At 71.6% G+C, this 22,398-nt stretch carries 19 protein-coding genes; 15 read left to right on the top strand and 4 right to left on the bottom strand.

The window, feature by feature from the left end:
- Positions 1-14 precede the first annotated feature (14 nt).
- Complete coding sequence (locus ABLE68_RS16865) at positions 15-1,934, bottom strand: S9 family peptidase (protein ID WP_348872913.1); 1,920 nt, start codon at positions 1,932-1,934, stop codon at positions 15-17.
- A 121-nt stretch (positions 1,935-2,055) separates the two neighbouring features.
- On the opposite strand from ABLE68_RS16865, the gene ABLE68_RS16860 reads away from it, so the two are divergent.
- Genes ABLE68_RS16860 through ABLE68_RS16845 form a run of 4 tightly spaced genes read left to right on the top strand, consistent with a single transcriptional unit; the run spans position 2,056 to position 5,184 of the window.
- Complete coding sequence (locus ABLE68_RS16860) at positions 2,056-2,481, top strand: Rid family hydrolase (RefSeq protein WP_348872912.1); 426 nt, start codon at positions 2,056-2,058, stop codon at positions 2,479-2,481.
- Positions 2,478-3,461 carry an LLM class flavin-dependent oxidoreductase gene (locus ABLE68_RS16855; RefSeq protein WP_348872911.1) on the top strand — a complete coding sequence of 328 codons (984 nt, stop codon included), beginning with the start codon at positions 2,478-2,480 and terminating at the stop codon, positions 3,459-3,461. Before ABLE68_RS16860 ends, ABLE68_RS16855 begins: the two co-directional genes overlap by 4 nt.
- 16 nt (positions 3,462-3,477) lie before the next feature.
- Entirely contained in the window at positions 3,478-4,329 is an 852-nt protein-coding gene (kynA, locus tag ABLE68_RS16850) for a tryptophan 2,3-dioxygenase (protein WP_348872910.1), read from the top strand.
- Between the two features lie 6 nt (positions 4,330-4,335).
- Entirely contained in the window at positions 4,336-5,184 is an 849-nt protein-coding gene (locus ABLE68_RS16845; RefSeq protein WP_348872909.1) for a PaaX family transcriptional regulator, read from the top strand.
- A gap of 19 nt (positions 5,185-5,203) precedes the next feature.
- Here ABLE68_RS16845 and ABLE68_RS16840 read toward each other — a convergent pair whose 3' ends face one another.
- The gene (locus tag ABLE68_RS16840) at positions 5,204-5,632 is read right to left on the bottom strand and encodes a RidA family protein (protein ID WP_348872907.1); all 429 of its coding nucleotides are present in this window, start codon (positions 5,630-5,632) and stop codon (positions 5,204-5,206) included.
- A 101-nt stretch (positions 5,633-5,733) separates the two neighbouring features.
- Between ABLE68_RS16840 and ABLE68_RS16835 the strand changes: the two genes are divergently transcribed.
- The 8 genes from ABLE68_RS16835 to ABLE68_RS16800 all read left to right on the top strand — a co-directional run bounded on the left by ABLE68_RS16835 (position 5,734) and on the right by ABLE68_RS16800 (position 15,558).
- A complete protein-coding gene (locus ABLE68_RS16835; protein ID WP_348872906.1) occupies positions 5,734-6,549 on the top strand; it encodes a fumarylacetoacetate hydrolase family protein in 816 nt (271 codons plus the stop codon).
- Positions 6,550-6,592: 43 nt separating this feature from the next.
- Positions 6,593-7,078, top strand: a complete 486-nt coding sequence (locus ABLE68_RS16830) for a cupin domain-containing protein (RefSeq protein ID WP_348872904.1) — start codon at positions 6,593-6,595, stop codon at positions 7,076-7,078.
- On the top strand, positions 7,075-7,977 hold the full coding sequence (locus ABLE68_RS16825; protein WP_348872903.1) for an acyl-CoA thioesterase: 903 nt from the start codon (positions 7,075-7,077) through the stop codon (positions 7,975-7,977). The genes ABLE68_RS16830 and ABLE68_RS16825 overlap by 4 nt, the downstream gene beginning before the upstream one ends.
- Positions 7,974-9,617, top strand: coding sequence for an AMP-binding protein (locus ABLE68_RS16820; protein ID WP_348872901.1), 1,644 nt, complete (start codon positions 7,974-7,976; stop codon positions 9,615-9,617). Before ABLE68_RS16825 ends, ABLE68_RS16820 begins: the two co-directional genes overlap by 4 nt.
- Positions 9,614-11,977 carry a bifunctional salicylyl-CoA 5-hydroxylase/oxidoreductase gene (locus ABLE68_RS16815; RefSeq protein WP_348872900.1) on the top strand — a complete coding sequence of 788 codons (2,364 nt, stop codon included), beginning with the start codon at positions 9,614-9,616 and terminating at the stop codon, positions 11,975-11,977. Before ABLE68_RS16820 ends, ABLE68_RS16815 begins: the two co-directional genes overlap by 4 nt.
- 66 nt (positions 11,978-12,043) lie before the next feature.
- Positions 12,044-12,886 carry a PaaX family transcriptional regulator gene (locus ABLE68_RS16810; RefSeq protein WP_348872899.1) on the top strand — a complete coding sequence of 281 codons (843 nt, stop codon included), beginning with the start codon at positions 12,044-12,046 and terminating at the stop codon, positions 12,884-12,886.
- Between the two features lie 45 nt (positions 12,887-12,931).
- Positions 12,932-15,325, top strand: a complete 2,394-nt coding sequence (uvrA, locus tag ABLE68_RS16805) for an excinuclease ABC subunit UvrA (protein WP_348872898.1) — start codon at positions 12,932-12,934, stop codon at positions 15,323-15,325.
- The gene (locus tag ABLE68_RS16800; protein ID WP_348872897.1) at positions 15,322-15,558 is read left to right on the top strand and encodes a hypothetical protein; all 237 of its coding nucleotides are present in this window, start codon (positions 15,322-15,324) and stop codon (positions 15,556-15,558) included. Before uvrA ends, ABLE68_RS16800 begins: the two co-directional genes overlap by 4 nt.
- 10 nt (positions 15,559-15,568) lie before the next feature.
- Here the strand turns inward: ABLE68_RS16800 and ABLE68_RS16795 are convergent, their stop codons facing one another.
- Both ABLE68_RS16795 and ABLE68_RS16790 read right to left on the bottom strand, forming a co-directional pair.
- Entirely contained in the window at positions 15,569-17,143 is a 1,575-nt protein-coding gene (locus ABLE68_RS16795) for a phospholipase D family protein (RefSeq protein ID WP_348872895.1), read from the bottom strand.
- A gap of 43 nt (positions 17,144-17,186) precedes the next feature.
- The gene (locus ABLE68_RS16790; protein WP_348872894.1) at positions 17,187-20,036 is read right to left on the bottom strand and encodes an Ig-like domain repeat protein; all 2,850 of its coding nucleotides are present in this window, start codon (positions 20,034-20,036) and stop codon (positions 17,187-17,189) included.
- Positions 20,037-20,264: 228 nt separating this feature from the next.
- Here ABLE68_RS16790 and ABLE68_RS16785 point away from each other — a divergent pair, with 228 nt between their 5' ends.
- From ABLE68_RS16785 to ABLE68_RS16775, 3 genes are read left to right on the top strand one after another with little or no spacing between them, the layout of a single operon-like run.
- Entirely contained in the window at positions 20,265-20,702 is a 438-nt protein-coding gene (locus ABLE68_RS16785; protein WP_348872893.1) for an SRPBCC family protein, read from the top strand.
- 49 nt (positions 20,703-20,751) lie between these two features.
- Complete coding sequence (locus ABLE68_RS16780; RefSeq protein WP_348872892.1) at positions 20,752-21,738, top strand: LLM class F420-dependent oxidoreductase; 987 nt, start codon at positions 20,752-20,754, stop codon at positions 21,736-21,738.
- Positions 21,735-22,394 (top strand): HAD family hydrolase, encoded by a 660-nt coding sequence (locus ABLE68_RS16775; RefSeq protein ID WP_348872891.1) that lies wholly within the window; start codon positions 21,735-21,737, stop codon positions 22,392-22,394. Before ABLE68_RS16780 ends, ABLE68_RS16775 begins: the two co-directional genes overlap by 4 nt.
- Positions 22,395-22,398 lie beyond the last annotated feature (4 nt).

The raw sequence follows: 22,398 nt of genomic DNA, 5'->3' as shown, positions 1-22,398 counted from the left end.
GGCCGCTGCCTCGCTCAGCTCGACGGCGTCAGGTGCTTGCCGAACCACTCGGTGAGGATGTGCGAGCGCTGCAGGCGGTGCACCGGGGTGCCGTTGCGCGTGAGTCCGTGGCCCTCGCCCGGGAACCGGACGAGCTCCACCTCGCGGCCGAGCAGCTTGAGCGCCATGAAGAGCTCCTCCGCCTGCCCGATCGTGCAGCGGTAGTCGTTCTCCGAGTGGACGATCGCGAGTGGCGCCGTGATGCCCTCGACCACGCGGAGCGGCGAGGCGGTCCAGTAGGAGTCCGGGTCCTGCAGGTGGTCGCTGCCGAGGTAGGCCTCGAAGAACCACGGCGCCTCGTCCTTGGTGCCGGCGTCGCTGAGCAGGTTGTAGGGCCCGCGCTCCGCCCATCCGGCGCGGAACAGGTCGGTCTGGCCGAGGAGGTGCGTCGTCACGAGCCCGCCGTACGAGCCGCCCATGACGCCGACCCGGGCGGCATCGAGCTCCGCCACGTCGGCGAGCGTGCGCTCGACGACGGCCGAGACGTCGGCGATGTCGACCGCACCCCAGCCCTGGCCCGGGATCTCCGCGCGCGCACCGTTGACGGTGCGCATCCAGTCGGTGCCGTAGCCGGCCGAGCCACGGGCGTTGAGGTAGAGGACCGCGAAACCCTGGGCCGCCAGCAGCTGCACCTCGTGCGACCACTGGTAGCCGAACTGCGAGCCACCGCCCTGCAGCCACACGACCATCGGCCACGAGTCGGCGTCCGACGTCGGCCGGACCAGCCAGGAGTCGACCGTGACGCCGGCCTCGACCTCGACCGGGCGGTACTCCGCGTCGACCAGGGTGCGAGCGGCCACGAGGTCGGCGTTCGGTGCGTGGACCTCCGCCGGGTCGGACTCTCCCGACAGCAGCCGCGGCGGCTCGACCGTGCCCGACCGGACGTAGGCGACCGCGTCGCCGCGCAGGTCGAACGCCGTGACGCGGAAGTCACCGCCGACCCGCGAGCGGGTCTCGCCGGTGGTCGCGTCGAACTCGAGCAGCTCGATCCGGCCGGACCGGTCGACGAGGGTGACCAGGGTGCTCGGACCGGTCCACACGACGGCGTCGGCGTGGGTGTCACGGTCGACGGACTCCGTCGCCAGCCTGCTCGTGCCGGACGTCAGGTCCAGCACCGCGAGCTGCACCGCCTGCGGGTAGCGGAGGACGTCGACGGAGCCGTAGGAGACCAGCCGACCGTCGGGCGAGGACTTCGGCCAGGCGAACTCGCCGTCGGTCGCCGTCAGCCGCTCGGGCTCCCCGGCCGTGCCGTCGGCGGCCACGGTCATCCGGAAGACGTCGTTGATCGGCGAGCGGTCCCACTCCGGGTGCCGCTGCGAGACGAAGAAGACGGACGAGCCCGTCGGGTCCCAGCTGAACTGGCTGTCGTCGTGCTCACCGTCGGTCAGCCGCTGGGCGGGACCGCCGTCGAGCGGCACGAGGTAGGCCTGCCGACGGGTGTTCACCGTCCAGCCGATGCCGTCCTCGCGGTAGCGCAGCGAGGTCAGGCGCAGCGGCGGCCGGCGGTCCTCCGGCGTCTCGAACCACGTGCGGTCGACGGGCTCGCGCACGACGTACAGCAGGCGGCTCCCGTCCGGCGCGACCGTCAGCTCCTGCACGGGGTCGGGGATGTCCGCCGCCACCGTCGTCCAGTCGCCGTCCCCGGTGCCGACCTTGATCGCCCAGCCGCCGGACTGGCGCACCACGACCGCGAGCCGGTCACCGTCGCCCACCCAGGTCGGCGACGAGGTGGCGCCCGGGGCACCCGCGTCGAGCGTGACCAGCGGCCCGGCGAGCGGGCCGAGGACGACGTCGGAGCGGTAGGTGTTCGCCACCGGGTCCAGCCGGACCTCGACGGCCGCGACCCGTGACCCGTCGGGCGAGATGCGTACCTCCCCCAGGTCCGAGAAGAGCATCAGATCATCGTGGTCAATGGCGGTCGGCATCGTCGTCCTTCGGGTCGGCAGAGCGGGACTATGCTGTTATCTTGACGATAGTAAGAGATTTGCAATGAGACTACCGCTCTAGGGGAGCCCCGTGAATCCAACCTCGGCGACCAGCCGGCCCGACCGCTTCACCGATGACGCACTGTGGCAGGAGGAGGCGGGCTACTCCCGGGCCGCGCGCCGTGGCGGCTTCATCGCGGTCAGCGGGACCACCGCGTCCGCGCCGGACGGCCGGGCCGAGCTGCTCGGGGACACGCAGGCCCAGACCGCCGACGCCATCGACCGCTGCCTGCGCGCGGTGCGTGCGCTCGGCGGCACCGTCGAGGACGTCGTCCGGACCCGGGTCTACCTCGCTCCCGAGGCCGACTGGCACGGTGCGGCACAGGCCCACCGCGACGCGTTCGCGGCCGTCGCGCCGGCGAACACCATGCTGCACGTGGCCGGCATGATCGGCGACGGTCTCCTGGTCGAGGTCGAGCTGGAGGCCCTGGTGCTGGACGGCGGGACCCCGGCATGACCGACGCGATCCGCACCAGCCTGCGGCTCAACAACGACCTGACCGTCAGCGAGTTCGTGGACCTGTGCGTCACGGCCGAGGAGCTGGGCTTCGACCAGGTCTGGGTCTCCAACGACCTCTACCTCCGCTCGGCGAGCGTGATGCTGACCGCCGCCGCAGCCGCGACCTCCCGAGTGGGTCTGGGCGTCGGGATCATGAACCCCTACTCGATGGACCCGTCCGAGATCGCCATGATGGCCGCGAGCCTGCAGGAGTACTCCGGCGGCCGCTTCGCCCTCGGCCTCGGCGCCGGCGCCGCCGAGTTCCTCGGCTGGGCCGGCATCACCCAGACCAAGCCGCTGACCCGCACCCGCGAGGCGCTGCAGACCATCCGCGCCCTGCTCCGCGGTGAGCGCGACGGCGGACCCGACTCGCTGGCCTACCTCCGGTTCGAGCCGCACGACGTCCCGATCTACCTCGGCGCGATGAGTCCCAAGATGCTCGCGCTCACCGGGGAGCTCGCCGACGGAGGACTCCCCCTGCTCTACCCGCCGGAGCACTACCCGGTCGCGGCCGCGCAGATCCTCGACGGCGCAGCAGCCGCCGGCCGCAGCGCCGACGAGATCGACCTGGCCGCCTGCATCTGGGTCTCGGTCGACGAGGACGGCGACGCCGCCCGGTGGGCGATGGCGGAGAAGATCGCCTACTACGGGGCGTCCTTCGCGCCGTACCTCCTGGAGCGGGCCGGGCTCAGCCAGGCCGACTTCCACCCGGTGCAGGCGGCCCTGGAGTCGGACGGGATCGAGGCGGCCACCCGCCTGATCACCCCGGAGATGCTGCAGCTCGGCATCGCTGGCACCCCCGACGAGGTCGTGGCACGCTGCCAGTCGCTGATGACTCTCGGCGTCCGGCACCTGTCCTTCGGCCCACCGCTCGGTCCCGACCCCCGGGCCGCCGTCCAGACGCTGGGCAGCACCGTGCTGGCGCAGCTGCGTGCCTGAGCAGGAGGAGACCCCCATGACCGCCGACAACACTCGGGATGTCGAGCAGACGATCGTCACCGACCTGGCCGACCAGCTCACCTACAGCGGCTACCTGCAGCTAGACACGCTGCTGTCCGCGCAGCGACCGGTGAGCTCGCCGGAGCACCACGACGAGCTGCTCTTCATCATCCAGCACCAGACGTCGGAGCTCTGGATGAAGCTGGCGCTCCACGAGCTGCGGTCGGCCCAGCAGTGCCTGGCGGCCGACGACCTCCAGCCCGCCCTCAAGCAGCTCGCGCGGGTCAAGCACATCCAGCAGCAGCTCACCCAGCAGTGGTCGGTGCTGGCGACCCTCACCCCCAGCGAGTACGCCGAGTTCCGTGACGTCCTGGGCAACTCGTCGGGCTTCCAGTCCGCGCAGTACCGCGCCATCGAGTTCGCCCTGGGCAACAAGAACGCCGCGATGCTCAAGGTCTTCGCCCACGACCCGGCGGCCCAGCAGGTGCTGAGCGAGCTGCTCGAGGCACCCAGCATCTACGACGAGTTCCTCCGCTACCTGGCGCGCCGCGGCTACGCCGTCCCCGCCGACGTGCTGGAGCGCGACGTGACCAAGGCGCACGTCTTCAACGCGGAGCTGGTGCAGGTCTTCAAGCAGATCTACGACAACCCGACCGAGGACTGGTCGGCGTACGAGGCCTGCGAGGAGCTCGTCGACGTCGAGGAGAACTTCCAGCTGTGGCGCTTCCGCCACCTCAAGACCGTCGAGCGCATCATCGGGTTCAAGCGGGGCACCGGCGGTTCCAGCGGGGTGCCGTTCCTGCGCCGCGCGCTGGACCTGACGTTCTTCCCCGAGCTGTACGCCGTGCGTACGGAGATCGGCAGCTGAGCGCCGATGCCACCCGAGGAGCTGGACGACTTCAACGTCCGACCCCACAGCGCGAGCTCGGTGCTGCGCACCTTCATCGGCGTGCACCTGCGTGACCTCGGCGGCTGGATCGCCGTCGCCGACCTGGTCGAGCTCTGCTCGCAGGGCCGCGACCAGGGCGGCACCCGCTCGGCGCTGTCGAGGCTGAAGAGCAAGGGGCTGGTCGAGCCCGAGCTGCGCGACGGGCAGGCGGGCTACCGGCTCGCCCCGTCCGCGATCCCGATGCTCGAGCGAGGCGACCGCCGGATCTTCGCCCACCGCGAGCTGCGCCCCGACCAGGACGGCTGGATGGTCGTGGTCTTCTCGGTGCCCGACTCGGAGCGCCACCTGCGCCACCAGCTCCGCCACCAGCTGCTCTGGCTGGGCTGCGGGATGATCGCGCCCGGCACCTGGATCGGCCCCGGTCACCTCTTCGACGAGGCGAGCGAGGTGCTCAGCCAGCGCGACCTGCACGCCTACACGACGATCCTGCGGGCCGTCGACCTGCAGCCGCCCGGAGACCTGGCCGACGCCGTGGCCCAGTGGTGGGACCTCGACGACCTCGAGAGCCGCTACCTCGCCTTCATCGCGGACCACAGCGCGACCGAGCAGGCCTGGGACGGCAGCGACGCGATGGCGTTCGACGAGCACCTGCGACTGGTCGACGACTGGCGGGCGATCCCCTACCTCGACCCCGGCCTGCCGCCCGAGATCTCTCCCCCGGGCTGGCCCGGCCACCGCGGGATCGAGCTGTTCCTGCGGCTCGAGTCGGTCCTGGCCGGCCCGGCGGCCCGCCACGTGCGGGCCGTGACGAGCCGGACCCTCGCCAGCACCTGAGCCAGCACCTGAGCCAGCATCAGCCGGCGGGGCGCACCAGCCGCTCGTCGGGGATCACGGCGACGCCGACGATCTCGATGAGCGCCTCGGGCTGCCACAGCGCCGTCGTACCGATGCCCGCCATGGCGGGGTAGACGGCGCCGGCCAGGTCGCGCCAGGCGCGACCGATCTCGCGCCCGTGGGCCTGGTAGTCCGGGATGTCGGTGAGGTAGATCGTGATGCTGACCAGGTCCTCGGGGACGCCGCCGGCCTCGCGCAGGGTGGTCAGCACGTTGCCGAACGCCTGGCGGAACTGCTCGACGATCCCGCCCGGCACGATCCGCATGTCGGCGTCGAGCGCGGTCTGCCCACCGAGGTAGAGCGTGTTGCCGCTCAGCGTCCCGTGGGAGTAGCCGCTGGGGGTCGGCAAGGCCGCGGGGTTGACCGCGATGGGGGCGAGGTCGGGCATCCGGATCTCCTGTCTGGGGCGAGCTCCCACCGTAGCCCCGGTATTGACACGTATGCAACGATCGTTCTGAAACTGCCATACGTCGTGAGAGCGAGTCACCGATGCACCTGGCCACGTTGGCCACGCCCGCAGGCACCACGGCCGGCATGCTCGTCGACGGCCGGTGGCACCGGCTCCCGGCCGCCGACCTCTCCGCGCTGCTCGCCGGTGCGGACCGGGCGCTGGCCGACCTGGAGCCGGGCGACGTGCTCCCCGAGGCCACCGCGCTGCTGCCCCTCCCCCGTCCCGGGAAGGTGATCTGCTGCGGTCTCAACTACGGCGACCACATCGCCGAGACCGGTCGGGAGCGCCCGTCGTACCCCACGCTCTTCGCGAAGTACGCCGACACGCTCCTCGGCCCGGGCGACGCGATCGAGCTGCCCGCGGGCCTGGAGGTCGACTGGGAGGCTGAGCTCGCGGTCGTGGTGGGCTCGACCCTGCGCCACGCCGATGCCGACGAGGCCCGCGACGCGATCGCCGGCTACACCGTCGCCAACGACATCTCGGTCCGCGACTGGCAGCGGCGCACGCTGCAGTGGTTCCAGGGCAAGGCCTGGGACGCGACGACGCCGCTCGGTCCCGTGGTGGTCACGCCCGACGAGGTCGACCCGTTCGCAGGGCTCGAGGTGAGCTGCCGCGTCAACGGCGTCGAGCACCAGCGCGGCAACACGAACACGCTCGTCTTCGACTGCGCGGCGCTGCTCTCCTACATCTCGACGTTCACCGTGCTGCGCCCCGGGGACGTCGTGCTCACCGGCACCCCCGGCGGCGTCGGCATGGCCATGGACCCGCCCGTCTACCTCCGCGACGGCGACGTCGTCGAGACCGAGGTCGAGGGCATCGGAACGCTCACCAACACCGTCCGGCTCGCGCCCTGAGCGCAGGCCCGGCACCGGACACCCGACGGGAAGGACATCCACGATGGACCCAGATCTGAGCAACTACGTCCTGGAGGGCGACGCCTCCGCCTACGCGAACGCCAGCGGTCTCGTGGTGCCGGTCGTGACCCGGGCCGGTGACGAGCCCGGCATGACCGGTCAGAGCGACGGGGCCACCCGGATCAGCGGCGTGAGCATCCAGCACACCCCGGCGACGAAGCTGTGGTTCGGCAAGGTGCACAACCTCGCGGGCTACCGCTCGGTGCCGCACCACCACGGCGAGGCGGAGACCGGCGGCTACGTCCTGTCCGGTCGGGCGCGGATCTACTTCGGCGCAAAGTTCGAGGACTACCTCGACATGTCCGAAGGCGACTGGGTCTTCGTGCCGCCGTTCCTCCCCCACGTCGAGTGCAACCTGGACCGCAACAAGCCCCTGACCTGGATGACGACGCGCACCCCCGAGAACATCGTGGTCAACCTCCCGCAGGTCGACGACGCCTCGCTGCCGGACTGGACGGTGCGCCCGTGAGCGGCACGTCCCGGATCTTCACCGACGCCATCGCCCTGACCCCGGTCGACGCCGAGGTCTACGACCTCGCGTTCACCGCCACCACCCAGCCCTGCCCGTGGCCCAAGGCGTACGGCGGCGACCTGGTCGCACCGGCGCTGGTGGCCGCAGTCCGCAGCGTCGACGACGGCAAGTCGCTGCACTCCATGCACTCCTACTTCATGCGACCCGTCGACATCGGTGCGGACGTCCGCTACGAGGTCGAGGTGCTCCGGGACGGGCGCGGCTACAGCACCCGCCAGGTGCGCGCCTTCCAGAACGGCAAGGCCGTCTACACCTGCCTGGCCAACTTCGCCGCCGGCGAGGCGGGCGCGGACTTCCAGTCGGCCGCCGTGACCGGCCTGCCTGCACCGGATTCGCTGCCGAGCAGCGCGGACTACCTGCGCGACCTCGACGGCGGCACGATGACCGAGGAGTCCAAGGAGTACTGGTCCTACGGCCGCAGCTTCGACATGCGGCACGTGCCCGGCCCGGTCTACCTCACGGTCGACGGCGAGCGGGCTCCGCGCCAGGCGGTCTGGGTCCGCCCCTTCGACGCGCTCCGGGAGGTCGACGGCCTCACGTCGGCCCAGCGCGACGCGGCCGCCCTCGCCTACGTCTGCGACTACACGATCCTGGAGCCCGCGCTCCGCGTGATCGGCGCCGCCTGGGCCGACCCGGGCCTGGTCACCGCCAGCCTCGACCACGCCATGTGGTTCCACCGGCCGGTCCCGATGGACGACTGGCTGCTCTACGCGCAGGAGGCGGTCTCGGTCGCCCACGGGCGCGCGCTGGCCACCGGACGGTTCTTCACCACGGACGGTGTCCTCGTGGCGACGGTCGCCCAGGAGGGCATGATCCGCGAAGGAGCCGGACGATGACCGCGCTGGAACCGACCGGCTACGCCGACACGTTCGCCCGCGACCACCTGCCGCCGGCCGACCAGTGGCCGACGCTGGAGTTCACCACCGAGTCGCTGCAGTACCCCGCCCGCCTCAACGCCGGCACCGAGCTCATCGACGTGCCCACGCAGCGGTACGGCGCGGACCGGCCGGCCCTCCGGACACCCGACGGTGCCGTGTGGACGTACGGCGAGCTGCTGGCCCGGGCCAACCAGGTCGCACACGTCCTCGTCGACGACCTCGGCCTCGTGAGCGGCAACCGGGTGCTGCTCCGCTCGCCCAACAACCCGTGGACCGTCGCCGCCTGGCTCGGGATCCTCAAGGCGGGCGGGGTCGTCGTCACGACGATGGCCGCGCTGCGCCGGACCGAGCTGGTGCCGATCATCGACAAGACCCGTCCGTCGGTCGCGCTCGTGGACCACCGGTTCGCCGATGACCTGCTCGAGGCCGCGGGCGCGGCCGGGCCCGACCTGACGGTCGTCACCTTCGGCGGCGACGCAGCCGACGACCTCGTCGCGCTGGCCGCCGGCAAGCCCACCGAGTTCACCGCCGTCGACAGTGCGGCGGACGACGTCGCCCTCTTCGGACCGACGTCCGGCAGCACGGGCGTCCCGAAGATCACCACGCACTTCCACCGCGACCTGCTCGCGATCGACGACACCTTCGGCCGCGCCGTGCTGGCGCTCGAGTCCGAGGACGTCGTCGCGTGCACCGCTCCCCTGGCCTTCACCTTCGGGCTGGGCATGCTCGTGGTCTTCGCGCTGCGCGCGGGCGCCTGCTCCCTGCTCACCGAGGCCGCGTCACCGACCCAGCTCGCCGACCTCGTCGAGGAGCACGGCGTCACCGTGCTCGCGACCGCGCCCACGGCGTACAAGCAGGTGCTCAAGGCGGGCAAGGCCGGTCAGCTGGCCGGGCTGCGGCGTGCCGTGAGCGCAGGCGAGCACCTGCCGATGGAGACCTGGTCCGAGCTCGAGCGCCTGCTCGGTCTTCGGGTGATCGACGGCATCGGCGCGACCGAGATGCTGCACATCTTCATCTCGGCGGCCGGCGACGACATCCAGCCCGGCGCGACGGGTCGACCCGTGCCCGGCTACCGGGCCACCATCCTCGACATTGACGGCAACGAGGTCGGTCCGGGCGTCGCGGGCCGGCTCGGGGTCATCGGCCCGGTCGGCTGCCGCTACCTCGACGACGAGCGTCAGCGTGACTACGTCGTCAACGGCTGGAACGTCACGGGCGACACGTTCGTGAAGGACGAGGACGGCTACTTCTGGTACCGCTCCCGCACCGACAACATCATCGTCTCCTCCGGCTACAACATCGGCGGGCCGGAGATCGAGGCGGTCCTGGACACCCACCCCGACGTCGTCGAGTCGGCGGTCGTCGGCAAGCCCGACCCGGACCGGGGCGCGATCGTCTGCGCGTTCGTCGTGCTGCGCGAGGGCGCAGTCGGCGGCGAGCAGATGGCCCGGGATCTCCAGGACCACGTCAAGGCCCGCGTCGCGCCGTACAAGTACCCGCGCGACGTCGTGTTCGTGAGCTCGCTGCCGCGCAACACCAGCGGGAAGCTGCAGCACTACAAGCTCCGCGAGGGCTTCGAGCCGAGGACACACGCATGAAGATCGCGATCGCAGGCGGCGGACCGGGCGGTCTCTACTTCGCCGTCCTGATGAAGTCGCTGGACCCCAGCCACGAGATCACCGTGTGGGAGCGCAACGCCCCCGACGACACCTTCGGCTTCGGCGTCGTCTTCTCCGACGAGACGCTCGGCAGCATCGAGGGCGCCGACCGGGTCGTCCACGAGCGGATGGAGAGCCGCTTCGCCCGGTGGACCGACATCGACGTGGACGTCGACGGGACCTCCTTCACCGTCGGCGGGCAGGGCTTCGCGGCGATGAACCGCCAGGAGCTCCTGCAGATCCTGCAGGAGCGCGTCGTCGAGCTGGGCGTCACCGTCCACTACCGGTCCGAGGCCCCGGACCCGGACGAGCTGCGCGCGTCGTACGACCTCGTGCTCGCGGCCGACGGCCTCAACTCCACGATCCGCAGCAGGTACGCCGATGCCTTCTGCCCCACGCTGGACCGGCGCAAGAACAAGTACATCTGGCTGGGCACGGACCTGGTCTTCGAGGCGTTCCAGTTCTTCGTCAAGCACACGACGTGGGGAACGATGCAGATCCACGGCTACCCCTACTCGGACCAGGGGTCGACGTTCATCGTCGAGATGCACGAGGACGTCTGGCGCCGCGCCGGGTTCGACCGGACCGAGGCGGAGGCGTTCCCGCCCGGCGCCTCCGACGAGTACGCCGTGGAGCGGATCCGCGAGATCTTCGCCGACGAGCTCGGCGGCCACGAGGTCCTCACCAACAACTCCCGCTGGCTCAGCTTCCAGACCGTCCGCAACGAGCGGTGGCACGACGGCAACGTCGTCCTGCTGGGCGACGCGGCGCACACCGCGCACTTCTCGATCGGGTCGGGCACCAAGCTCGCGATGGAGGACGCCCTCGCGCTGGCCGCGTGCCTGCACGAGCACGACGCCGTCGAGCACGCCCTGCAGGCCTACGAGACCGAGCGGAAGCCGGTCGTCGAGTCGACCCAGCGCGCCGCGCAGGCCTCGCTGGAGTGGTTCGAGAACATCGGCATGTACGCCGACCAGGACCCGGCGCAGTTCGTCTTCAACCTGCTCACGCGCTCGCGCCGGATCACCTTCGAGAACCTCAAGGACCGCGACCTCGACTTCGCCGACCGCATGGAGGCGGAGTTCGCGCGCCACCAGGACGCCAAGGAGGTGGCGCCTGCGATGTTCCAGCCGGTGCAGATCGGCGAGCTCGAGCTGAAGAACCGCGTGGTCCTGTCGCCGATGGACATGTACGTCGCCCACGACGGCATGCCGGGCGACTTCCACCTGGTCCACCTCGGCTCGAAGGCGCTCGGCGGCGCGGGCCTGGTGATGACCGAGATGACCTGCGTGTCACCCGAGGGCCGTATCACGCTCGGCTGCCCCGGCCTGTGGACCGACGAGCAGCGCGACGCGTGGCGCGGGATCACCGACTTCGTGCACGCCCGGTCGACCGCCCACATCGGCGTGCAGCTCGGCCACAGTGGCCGCAAGGGCTCCACCAAGCTGATGTGGGACGGGATGGACGAACCCCTCGACGAGGGCAACTGGGAGGTCATCGGCCCCTCACCGCTCCCCTACGGGTCCGGCTGCCACGTCCCGCGGGAGGCGACGCGCGCCGACCTCGACACGGTCGTCGCCGACTTCGCGGCGGCAGCGCGGCGTGCGGCCGAGGCGGGGTTCGACCTGGTCGAGGTGCACGCGGCGCACGGCTACCTGCTCAGCTCCTTCCTCAGTCCCGTGGCCAACCGCCGCACGGACGAGTACGGCGGCTCGCTGGAGAACCGCCTCCGCTTCCCCCTGGAGGTCTTCGACGCCGTCCGCGACGCCGTCCCGTCCTCGATGCCCGTCACCGTGCGGATCTCCGCGACCGACTGGATGCCCGACGGCAACACCGAGGACGACGCGGTCGAGATCGCGCGCGCGTTCATCGAGCACGGCGCGGCCGCCATCGACGTGTCGTCGGGCCAGGTCTCGCAGGAGGAGAAGCCGGCCTTCGGCCGGTCCTACCAGACACCGTTCGCCGACCGGATCCGGCACGAGGTCGCCGGACCCGCAGGCGTCAAGGTGATCGCGGTGGGCGCGATCTCCAGCTATGACGACGTGAACTCGATCCTGCTGGCCGGCCGCGCCGACCTCTGCGCGCTCGGCCGCACGCACCTCTACGACCCGAGCTGGACGCTCCACGCGGCCGCCGAGCAGGACTACGTGGGCGACGGGGCAGCCTGGCCGGTGCCGTGGGAGGCCGGTCGTCGCAAGCCTCCGACGGCACGCACCGACAAGGTCCCCCCACGCCTCCAGCTGTTGCGCGACGGCAACGCGGAGCAGGTGCACCTGCGGTGGAAGCCGCAACCGGTCTGAACCACGGTCGGCGGCCCGGTACGAACACCTGGGAGCCGACTGTGGGTTCGGGCACAATGTCGCGCGATGGTTGAGTCAGCAGAGGGCAGGCGTGCGCCCACCGCGCAACGCTCACGGACGGTCGTCGTGAGCTTCCTCGGCGCGATCGTGCGGCCCATGGGCGCGTGGATGCCGATCTCCGGCACCGTCGACCTGCTCTCGCAGATCGGCCTCGACTCGGCCAGCGTGCGCACGGCCGTGTCACGCCTCAAGGCGAACGGCTGGCTGCAGTCCGAGGCGCGGCACGGCGTACGCGGCTATGCGTTGACCGACCAGGCCACAGCGACCCTGGCCGCGGGCGACGAGGTCATCTGGCACTCCCGCCAGCCCGCCGACCTCTCCGAGGGCTGGTGCGTGGTCAACTTCAGCGTGCCGGAGTCGATCCGCTCCAAGCGCTACCAGCTGCGCTCGCACCTCGCCCACCTGGGCTTCGGCAACATCGGCACCGCGATGTGGATCGCGCCGGCCCGCATGCGCGCCGCCGTCGAGACCGCCGTCCAGGAGCTCGAGCTCAGCGACTACGCGACCATCTTCGTCGGCGACTACGTCGGGCCGCAGGACCTGACGGCGCTGCTCTACGGGAGCTGGGACCTCGCCGCGATCGACCAGAGCTACCGCGACTTCTCCGCCGCCTACAAGGCGCGGGTCCGTCGGGTGGAGAAGCAGACGCCCGAGCCGGCCGAGGCCTTCGCGATGTACCTCGGCGTCGTCGACCACTGGCGCAAGCTCCCGTTCCGCGACCCCGGGCTGCCCACGGAGCTGCTCGACAAGGACTGGAGCGGACCGGCGGCGGCCGCGATCTTCGAGCGCCTGGTCTCGGTGCTGGAGAAGCCGGCGCTCGCCCACGCGGCGATCCACTGGGAGCGTTGAGTCACACCGTCGGTGCCCGGCGGTCCGAACGGGTACAGGGAGGCAGTGACCATCGACCCGACCGACCACTTCGTGCACGTGCGCGGCGCCAGTGAGCACAATCTCCGCAACGTCGACGTCGACATCCCCCGCGACGCGATGGTCGCGTTCACCGGGGTGTCCGGGTCCGGGAAGTCGTCCCTCGCCTTCGGCACGTTGTACGCCGAGGCGCAGCGCCGCTACTTCGAGTCGGTCGCGCCGTACGCACGTCGACTCCTCCAGCAGGTCGGTGCGCCGCACGTCCGGGAGATCACCGGGCTGCCGCCTGCGGTGGCCCTCCAGCAGCGCCGAGGAGCGCCGACCTCGCGCTCGTCGGTCGGCACGATCACCACGCTGTCCAACCTGCTGCGGATCCTCTACTCGCGGGCCGGTGACTACCCGGCGGGCGCGGAGCACCTGGCCGCCGAGGCATTCTCCCCCAACACCGTCGCCGGCGCGTGCCCGCGGTGTCACGGCCTGGGCGTGGTCCACGACGTCACCGAGGAGCTGCTGGTCCCCGACCGCTCGCTGAGCATCCGCGACGGCGCGATCGCGGCGTGGCCCGGGGCGTGGCAGGGCGCCAACCTGCGCAGCATCGTCACGGGGCTCGGGATCGACATCGAGAAGCCCTGGAGCAAGCTCAAGAAGAAGGACCGTGACTGGCTGCTCTTCACCGACGAGCAGCCGTCCGTGCTCATCAAGCCGGAGCGCGACCGCATCGACTACGGCTACTACGGGAAGTTCTGGAGCGCGCGCAAGCACGTCATGCACGTCCTGTCGGACTCCAAGAGCGAGCGGATGCGCGAGCGGGCCCTGCGGTTCGTCGAGGACGCGCCGTGCCCCGAGTGCCACGGCAGCGGTCTGCGACCGGAGGCCCTCGCGGTCACCGTCGCCGGTCACTCGATCGCCGAGATCAACGCCCTGCCCTTCACCGAGGTCGTCACGGTGCTGCGACCGGTCGCGGAGCTGCCCGAGGAGACCAACGAGGTCGCGGTGCGGATCTGCGCCGACCTGGTCGCGCGGGTCGAGGTCCTCCTCGACCTGGGCCTGGGCTACCTCAGCCTCGGTCGGAGCTCGACCACGCTCTCACCCGGCGAGGCGCAGCGGCTGCGCATCGCGACCCAGCTGCGCTCCGGCCTCTTCGGGGTGGCCTACGTGCTCGACGAGCCGTCGGCGGGCCTGCACCCGGCCGACGCCGAGCCGCTGCTCGACGTGCTGGACCGTCTGAAGGCGTCCGGCAACTCGCTGTTCGTGGTCGAGCACGACCTCGACGTCGTACGACGCGCGGACTGGGTCGTCGACATCGGTCCGGGCGCCGGCGAGGCCGGTGGCCGCGTCCTCTACAGCGGCCCCGTCGCGGGCCTCGAGGAGGTCACCGAGTCGGCCACCAGCGCCTACCTCTTCGGCCGCGCGGAGCGGCTGGAGCACGACGTGCGCACCCCGCAGGGCTGGGTCGAGCTGCGCGGGGTGTCCCGCCACAACCTGCAGGACGTGTCGGTCGACATCCCGCTCTGCGTCCTGACCGCGGTCACCGGGGTGTCCGGCTCCGGCAAGTCGACCCTGGTCAGCCAGGTGCTCGCCGAGGACCCGACCGCCCTGGAGTCCTTCGACCGGCTGGTGCTCGTCGACCAGCGGCCGATCGGGCGGACGCCGCGCTCCAACCTCGCGACGTACACCGGGATGTTCGACGCCGTCCGCAAGCTGTACGCCGCCACCGACGAGGCGATGGCCCGCGGCTACGACGCCGGGCGCTTCTCCTTCAACGTCGCGGAGGGTCGCTGCGAGACCTGCCAGGGCGAGGGCTTCGTGGCCGTCGAGCTGCTCTTCCTGCCCGGCACCTACGCGCCGTGCCCGACCTGCCACGGCTCGCGCTACAACGCCGAGACCCTCGAGGTCACCTACCGCGGCAAGAACGTCGCCGAGGTGCTCGCGATGTCGGTCGACGACGCCGCGACGTTCCTCGCGGACGCGCCGTCCGCGTCCCGCAGCCTCGAGACCCTGCGCGACGTCGGACTCGGCTACCTGCGGCTGGGCCAGCCGGCGACCGAGCTCAGCGGCGGGGAGGCGCAGCGCATCAAGCTCGCGACCGAGCTCCAGCGCGCCCGCCGCGGCCACACCCTCTACCTCCTGGACGAGCCGACCTCCGGCCTGCACCCGGCCGACACGGCCTTGCTCCTGCGCCAGCTGCACCGCTTGGTCGACGCCGGCAACACCGTCGTGCTGGTCGAGCACGACCTCGACGCGATCGCCACCGCCGACTGGGTCATCGACCTCGGCCCCGGCGGCGGCGACGCGGGTGGCCAGGTGGTCGCGACCGGCACGCCCGCCACCGTGGCGTCGGCCGAGGGCAGCGCGACCGCGCCGTACCTCGCGCGCCGCCTGCGGCTGAACGACGGCGACGTGGGTACCGCTGGCTCATGACCTCTCCCAGCACGTCCCAGCCGAAGCCCGGATCAGACACCGACGGACAGGTCTCCGAGGTGGCGAGCTTCAAGAAGCCGGGCGAGGAGATCTCCCCCGAGGACTCGGTCGCGGGTGCGCCCGAGGGCGAGAGCGGGAAGACCGACGAAGGTCCCACCGGTCCGAACGCCGTCACCAACGAGGAGCGTCAGGACCGCCACCCCGGCAAGGACGACGTGGAGACGACAGGCTGACCCCAGCCGGTCAGAACGCGTCGCGCTTGCGGAGTGATCGTGGCCGGCCGTCCGGGTCGTGCAGGAAGAGGTACGCCGGGGTGGCCAGCGCACGCGCGAAGCGCCCGACCTCGGGCGGGGCGAGCCGCCGCAGGCGGCCGGGCGGACGAGGACCCACCTGGCCTCCGGCGTACCAACCGTCCAGGCCCGCCGCCGCGTCGGCGTACGCCGCGAACATCCCGGCGGCGTCGATGCAGTCGGTCATCGGGTCGTCAGCGTCGCGGTCGAGGTGCTCGGCCGCGAGCCGCAACCGGAGCGTGCGCGCGTAGTCGCCGGCGCTGTCGACGACGACCGCGGAGAGCTCGGAGTCGTGGGTCCACGAGCGGCGGTTGAAGTTGTCCGAGCCGATCGTCGCCCACGTGTCGTCGACCATGCAGGTCTTGGCGTGCACGTAGACCGGGGTGCCCTCGTGGTTCTCGATCCCGTAGACGGCGACCCGGTCCGGAGCGGTCCGGGCCAGCTCGATCATGGCGCGGCGCCGACCGACGAGCTCGGCGGTCCGGCTGAAGCCCGGGACATCGGGGTGCAGCGGCACGACGGCGATGACGTGCAGGTCGGGATGGGTCCGCAGCGCCTCGGCGAACACGCTGCCGACGTGGGCTCCCCAGAGGTACTGGTCCTCGACGTAGACCAGGTGCCGCGCCCTCTCGACAGCCTTCGTGTAGCCGCGCGCCACGCTGCGCTCGCCTCCCTGGGCGAAGGCGTAGTCGCGGCCCCGGCGCAGGTCGGGATAGGTGCGCAGGAGCTGGACGTGATGGGTGCCACCGTCGACGGGTGGCGGAGGCGGTGCCTGCTCGGGCAACGGGTCCGGCGTCGTGTCCAGCCCGCGAAGCCGGTCGCGGAGCAGGATGACCGGGCTCTGGCTGAGCGTGGTCGGGTCCTCCCAGCGCTCGCGGAAGACGGTCTCGACGTCGTGGACGGCCGGGCCGCTGATGGCGGCCTGGATGTCGTGCCACGGCGGGTTGTCGCCGTACTCCTCGGTCAGCAGCTGCGCCTGAGGGTCCCCGCCGTGGTCGGCGTCGTCGCGGCGCGCGTGGCAGAGGTCGATGCCGCCGACGTAGGCGATGTCGCGGGTCGGGTCGTCGCGGTGCCGGATCACGACCATCTTCTGGTGGTGGGAGCCACCGGTGCGCACCCGCATGTCGAGGATCGCCTCGACCCCACGCTTCTGGAGCGCCCGCCCGAGCCGGAGGTTCTCGTCCGCCGTGAAGCCGATCGCGCTGGTGTGGGACCGCCAGACGAGACCGCGTACGTCGACCCCGCGTTCGTCCGCGCGGCCGAGCACCTCGGACACCTCGCTGCCCGGCTCGCCGATCAGCTGCTCGTCGGCGTCGCCCTGCCAGTCGGTGAAGAACACCAGGTCGCCGGCCCGGGTCGCCTCGATCCGCTCGTAGAGCTCGGCGAAGTAGGTCGCGCCGTGGACCAGTGGCCGCACCAGGTTGCCGTCCGACCAGGCGTGGTCCCCCGGGTGGCCGTCGTCGAGGCGGGTGCTGTGGTTGCCCCGCTGCGCCTTGGTCAGCAGCCATTCACTCGGATCGTCGCTCACCCGGACACTCTGCCCCGGTGGGCCCAACCCACACCGGATCGGGTCAGGGAGTGACCGTGATCGTCCGCTCCACCCGCGAGCCGGGGAACTCCCCCGCGTAGGGCTGGGTCGCGACGACGATGCACGCGCCCGCCGTGCGGAGCGTCAACGCCGCCCCGGACACGGTGCAGATCCCGGTGGTCTTGGAGGAGAAGCTCACCGGCGGGCGACCAAAGGGCACCTTCGTCGCTGTCAGCGTGATCACCTGGCCCGCCCGTCCCGACTCCGGCGGGAAGAACACGATCCGGTCGTTGACGGCGACCGTGATGGTCTGTCGCAGGACGGTGGCGGCGTAGCCGCCTCCCCCGGCCTTCGTCGCGGCGACGACACAGGTGCCGCGCTTGAGGAGGTAGAGCGTGCTCCCCTTGAACGAGCAGATGTCCGTGGTCTCCGAGCCGACGACCACCGGCGTCGCCGAACCCGTGCCGGTGGCGGTGACCGTCAGGGTCGTGCCCGCCTGGGGAGCGCTCGGGAACGCCGTGCCGAAGGTGATGGTCTGCTCCTTCGGGAGGTGGACAGCGATGGTCTCCGACGTGCCTCCGGCCCGTCCGTCCTGGTGCGGCTGCTGGGCGTGCACCGTGCAGTGGCCCACGGCCAGGTAGTGCACGAGCACGACCCCGTCGACCTTCGACACGGTGCAGACCGCACTGTCGTGGTGACGGCGCGTGACCTCGACGTCCGCGGTCTGCGTGGACGTCTCGCCGACCAGGCGGTAGCCGTGAGCGGTCAGCGCCGCGGTCTCCCCGACCGCGCCGGTGGCCGGGGCCAGGAGCATCGCGTTGCGGTGCGGCACGTTGATGCGGACGGCGCGGGTGACCGGGGGCGCGTGGGAGACACCCGGCTGCTTGGCGGTGACCAGGCAGTCGTCCGTGTGGGTCAGGTTGGCCGTCAGCACCAGCATCGAGCCGTGCACCTCGCACAGTCCGGCCGGCGTGCCGTGGTCGATGGAGAACTCGACCGGGTTGTCGGCCTCCCCGCCGCGCGCCGTCAGGTGGATCCAGTCGCCGCGGTACCACCCGTGGGCGGCATGCGGGACGGTGAACGACGTCGCGTGGCTGTGGGCGGCGATCGTGAGGGTGCCGGTGCGGTAGTCGGGGTCGTAGTTGGGCATCACCCCGCCGGAGCAGGTGATCGGGTAGGTGCCGACCGGGCTCTGCGACGTCGCGGTGGTGGTGCACTTCGGCGCCTTCGTGACCTCTTCCCTGACCGAGCGCCCGAACGGCGGGTGCGTGAAGGGATACGTCGCGGTGAGCGCCGGCACCTCGGAACCCGGGTACATCGACGCGTCGACCGGGACGACGGGCATCGGCTCCTTGAGGACGGTCATCATGGCCGGCTTCGTGATAGCGATGCCGGTCCCGTTGGTGAAGACCGCGCGGTAGAGGTAGCCGTTCTTCGCGACGGCGCCGGGAGTGACCAGCTGGCGGTCGGTCGCGCCCGGGATGTCGACCCAGTTGCGTCCGGCGTTCGGCGACTGCTGCCACTGCGCCGCCGGCGTCGGGTTGCCGGTCGCCTCGGCGTCGAAGTGACCGCTGGAGCTGTAGAGCTTGGGCGACCCCACCGGGTCCTTCGTCACCACCGGGGCGACCGGCCGGAAGGCCGGGTCGATCACCAACCGGAGCGGCTGGTTGTTCGGGTTCTCGGCCCAGCTCGTCTCGACCTGCTGCATCCACAGCTTGGCGCCGAGGAAGCGGGCCTGGATCAGGTGGGTGCCCGCGGACAGGTTCGAGACGCTCACGGACGCGACACCGGTGCTGGCGTCGACCTGACCGGTGGCGATGGCCTTGTCGCCGTCGAGGAACTCGACCGTGCCCCCCTGCGGGAAGCCGCCGTCGTTCCTGGTGACCGTGACGCTGAGGCTCACCGGGTTGCCCTCGTGGATCGGGTTGAGCGGAGTCCTGATCGCCGAGGTCCTGCTGGTGTAGACAGGGACGAAGTCGACGCGGGGCTCGACCCGGTCGGACGCCGCGCCGTTGAAGCGCACGCCGGCCTGGGCGATCTCGGTCGGCGCGGTGGTCGGCACGATCGACGACACGTAGTTGGAGCCACCGCCACCGCCACCGGCCGCAGCACCTGCGGCCGCGCCACCGCCACCACCGCCGCCGTAGAAGCCGCCGCCCCCGCCTCCGGCGTTCATCTGGGTGACGGGCGCCGCCCCCGGGTAGGCGCTGTCGAAGCCGCCGTCGTAGCCGCCGTGGCCGCCGAGGAGGTAGCTGCCCTGCTGACCGACCTGGCCCGACCTGGCGAAGGGGTAGGAGCCGTTGTTGCCGCCACCCCCGCCCGCGGTCTGCGAGCCGGGCGCACCGCCGGCGCCGTCCTTCTTGTCGTTGTGACCGCCGTTGCCGCCGTAGGCGCCGGCGTCGCCGCCGCTGCCTCCGGTGCCGGTGTCACCGTCCGCGCCACCGCCACCACCACCGGCAGCGACCAGGATCGCGTCCTTCGGCAGCGTCGTGCCGGTCGCACAGTAGGGAGCAGGGTCGATGTTCGTGACCAGCGAGCCGTTGCCGCCGATGCCGTAGCTGTACTCGCCGCCGCCGCGCATGATCTTGGAGTTCGGCGCCGCCCACAGCACCTGGCCCGGCGTCACCGGGAGCGTCACCTCGACCTTGCCGCCGCGCCCGCCGGCACCGGCCGAGTAGGCGCCGGGGGTCCCGGCGTTGCCCGGCTCGCCGTACACCGTGACGTTGAGGAGGGTGACACCCGCGGGCACGCCGTACGTCGACGTGTCGCAGGTCGGCCGGTACTGCGTGTAGCCGGCGGCGTGCGCCGGAGCAGCGAGCGCGACCGGGGTCAGCGTCAGGAGGCTGCCCACGACGACGGCAGGCAGGAAGGAGCGGAACGACGGACCGGGCACGGCAAGCTCTTCTCACGAACGGACGGATGCCCGACAGCCCCCACGGCCCCCGAGTTTGCGCACTGACACGCTAGGTGAAGTGGCTCCGCGGCACTGCGGAGTTCGGTGCTTTCACCCCTTCGGGTCCTGACAGTACGGTCCCGGCCGGACGACTTCTGTCGCCGTGCTGACACAACGGTGACCGATGCAGCCGGTCTCACCCCTTGGGGTGCGGGGCACTGTGGAGGCATGACCACCGTCAGCAGGACCTTCGTCGTCTCACCGCCTCCCGCAGTCGTCCTCGACTACCTCCAGGACTTCAGCCGCACCGAGGAGTGGGACCCCGGCACCGAGAAGTGCACCCGCATCGACGACGGCCCGATCCACGTGGGCAGCCGTTGGCACAACGAGTCCAAGATCGCCGGCATCTCGACCGAGCTCACCTACGAGCTCGTCGAGCTGACCGACCGACGCGTCGTCTTCGTCGGCACCAACAAGACCGCCACGTCGACCGACACGATCACCGTCGAGCCGCATGCCGACGGCAGCGAGGTCACCTACGAGGCCGTCATCGAGATGAACGGCGCCGCGAAGCTGGCCGCCCCGTTCGTGAAGCTCGTGTTCGAGAAGGTCGGCAGCGACACCGAGGACACCATGGTCGCGGTGCTCAACCGGCTCGGCGCCTAGCTCCACCCGAACCGCGGATGCGATCGCCGCGCGTGGGTACGTCTCCCGCATGACGCGATTCGGCTACACCTTGATGACCGAGCAGAGCGGCCCGCGCGAGCTGGTCGAGTACGCCGTGGCCGCCGAGGACCACGGCTTCGACTTCGAGGTCATGAGCGACCACTACTCGCCCTGGCTGACCGAGCAGGGCCACGCGCCGCACGCCTGGACGACGCTGGGCGCAGTCGCCCAGGCGACCGAGCGGGTCGGGCTGATGACCTACGTGACCTGCCCGACGCTGCGCTACCACCCGGCGATCGTGGCTCAGCAGGCTGCGACCCTCCAGATCCTCGCCGAGGGCCGCTTCACCCTCGGCCTCGGCAGCGGCGAGAACCTCAACGAGCACGTCGTCGGCGAGGGCTGGCCGGCCATCCAGGACCGGCAGGACATGCTCGCCGAGGCCGTCGAGATCATCCGCGCGCTGCACACCGGTGAGCTCGTCGACCACCGCGGTGAGTTCTTCCAGGTCGACTCGGCGCGGATCTGGGACCTCCCGGACGAGGGCGTCGACCTCGCGATCGCGGTAGCGGGCGAGCGCGCCATCGCGACCTTCGCCGCCCTCGCAGACCACCTGGTCGGGGTCGAGCCGAAGTCGTCGTTGGTCGAGGAGTGGAACGCCGTCGACGGCGCGCCGCAGATCGGCAAGGAGGCGCGCGCCATCGGCCAGATCCCGATCTGCTGGGACCCCGACCGCGACACGGCCGTGAAGAAGGCGCACGAGCAGTTCCGCTGGTTCGGTGGCGGCTGGTCCGTCAACGCCGACCTGCCGACCCCGGCCGGCTTCGCGGGCGCAACCCAGTTCGTCCGGCCCGAGGACGTGGCCGAGTCCATCCCGTGCGGACCCGACCTGGACGCCGTCGTCGAGGCGGTCTCGGCGTACTGGGAGGCCGGCTTCACCGACGTCGCACTCGTGCAGATCGGCGACGACGGCCAGGACCGCTTCCTCGCCGAGGCGGCCGAGCCGCTGCTCGAGAAGCTGCGGGCCGCTGCGCCGTGACGTCCGCCGTCCTCTTCGACATCGACGGGACCTTGGTCGACTCGACCTACCACCACGCCGTCGCCTGGCACCGCGCCTTCGCCCGGATCACCGAGGCGCCGCCGCTGTGGCGCATCCACCGGACGATCGGGATGGGCGGCGACCGGTTGGTCGCCGAGGTCGCCGACGACGAGACCGAGGAGCGGCACGGCGACGACCTGCGCGACGCGTGGCGCGAGGAGTACCTCGACCTGCGGGCAGAGGTGCGGGCGCTGCCCGGAGCCGCGGACCTGGTGCACCGGCTCGCTCGCGAAGGCTTCGTGGTCGCGCTCGCATCCTCCGGCGACCCGCAGTTCGCCCAGGAGGCGATCGACCTGCTCGGCATCGGCGAGGACGTCTCCGCCCTCGTCACGAGTGACGACGTCGAGGGTTCCAAGCCAGAACCGGATCTCATCGAGGAGACGCTCCGACGCCTCGACGGGGCCGAGGCCGCGATCTTCGTGGGCGACACGGTCTACGACGTGGAGGCTGCCCTCCGCGCAGACCTCGGTTGCGTCGCCCTGCGCTCGGGCGGCTTCGGCCGCGCCGAGCTCGTCGATGCCGGTGCGCTCCGGGTCGCGGAGCTCCCCAGCGACCTGCTCGCACTCGACTGGGTCCCGGGTCCCCCGGAAGGGTGAGGGT

This window comes from Nocardioides pollutisoli (assembly GCF_040045055.1).
GTDB lineage: Bacteria > Actinomycetota > Actinomycetes > Propionibacteriales > Nocardioidaceae > Nocardioides > Nocardioides tweenelious.
The sequence above is the reverse complement of the archived record's forward strand: the minus strand, read 5'-3'. Positions and strand labels throughout refer to the sequence as shown.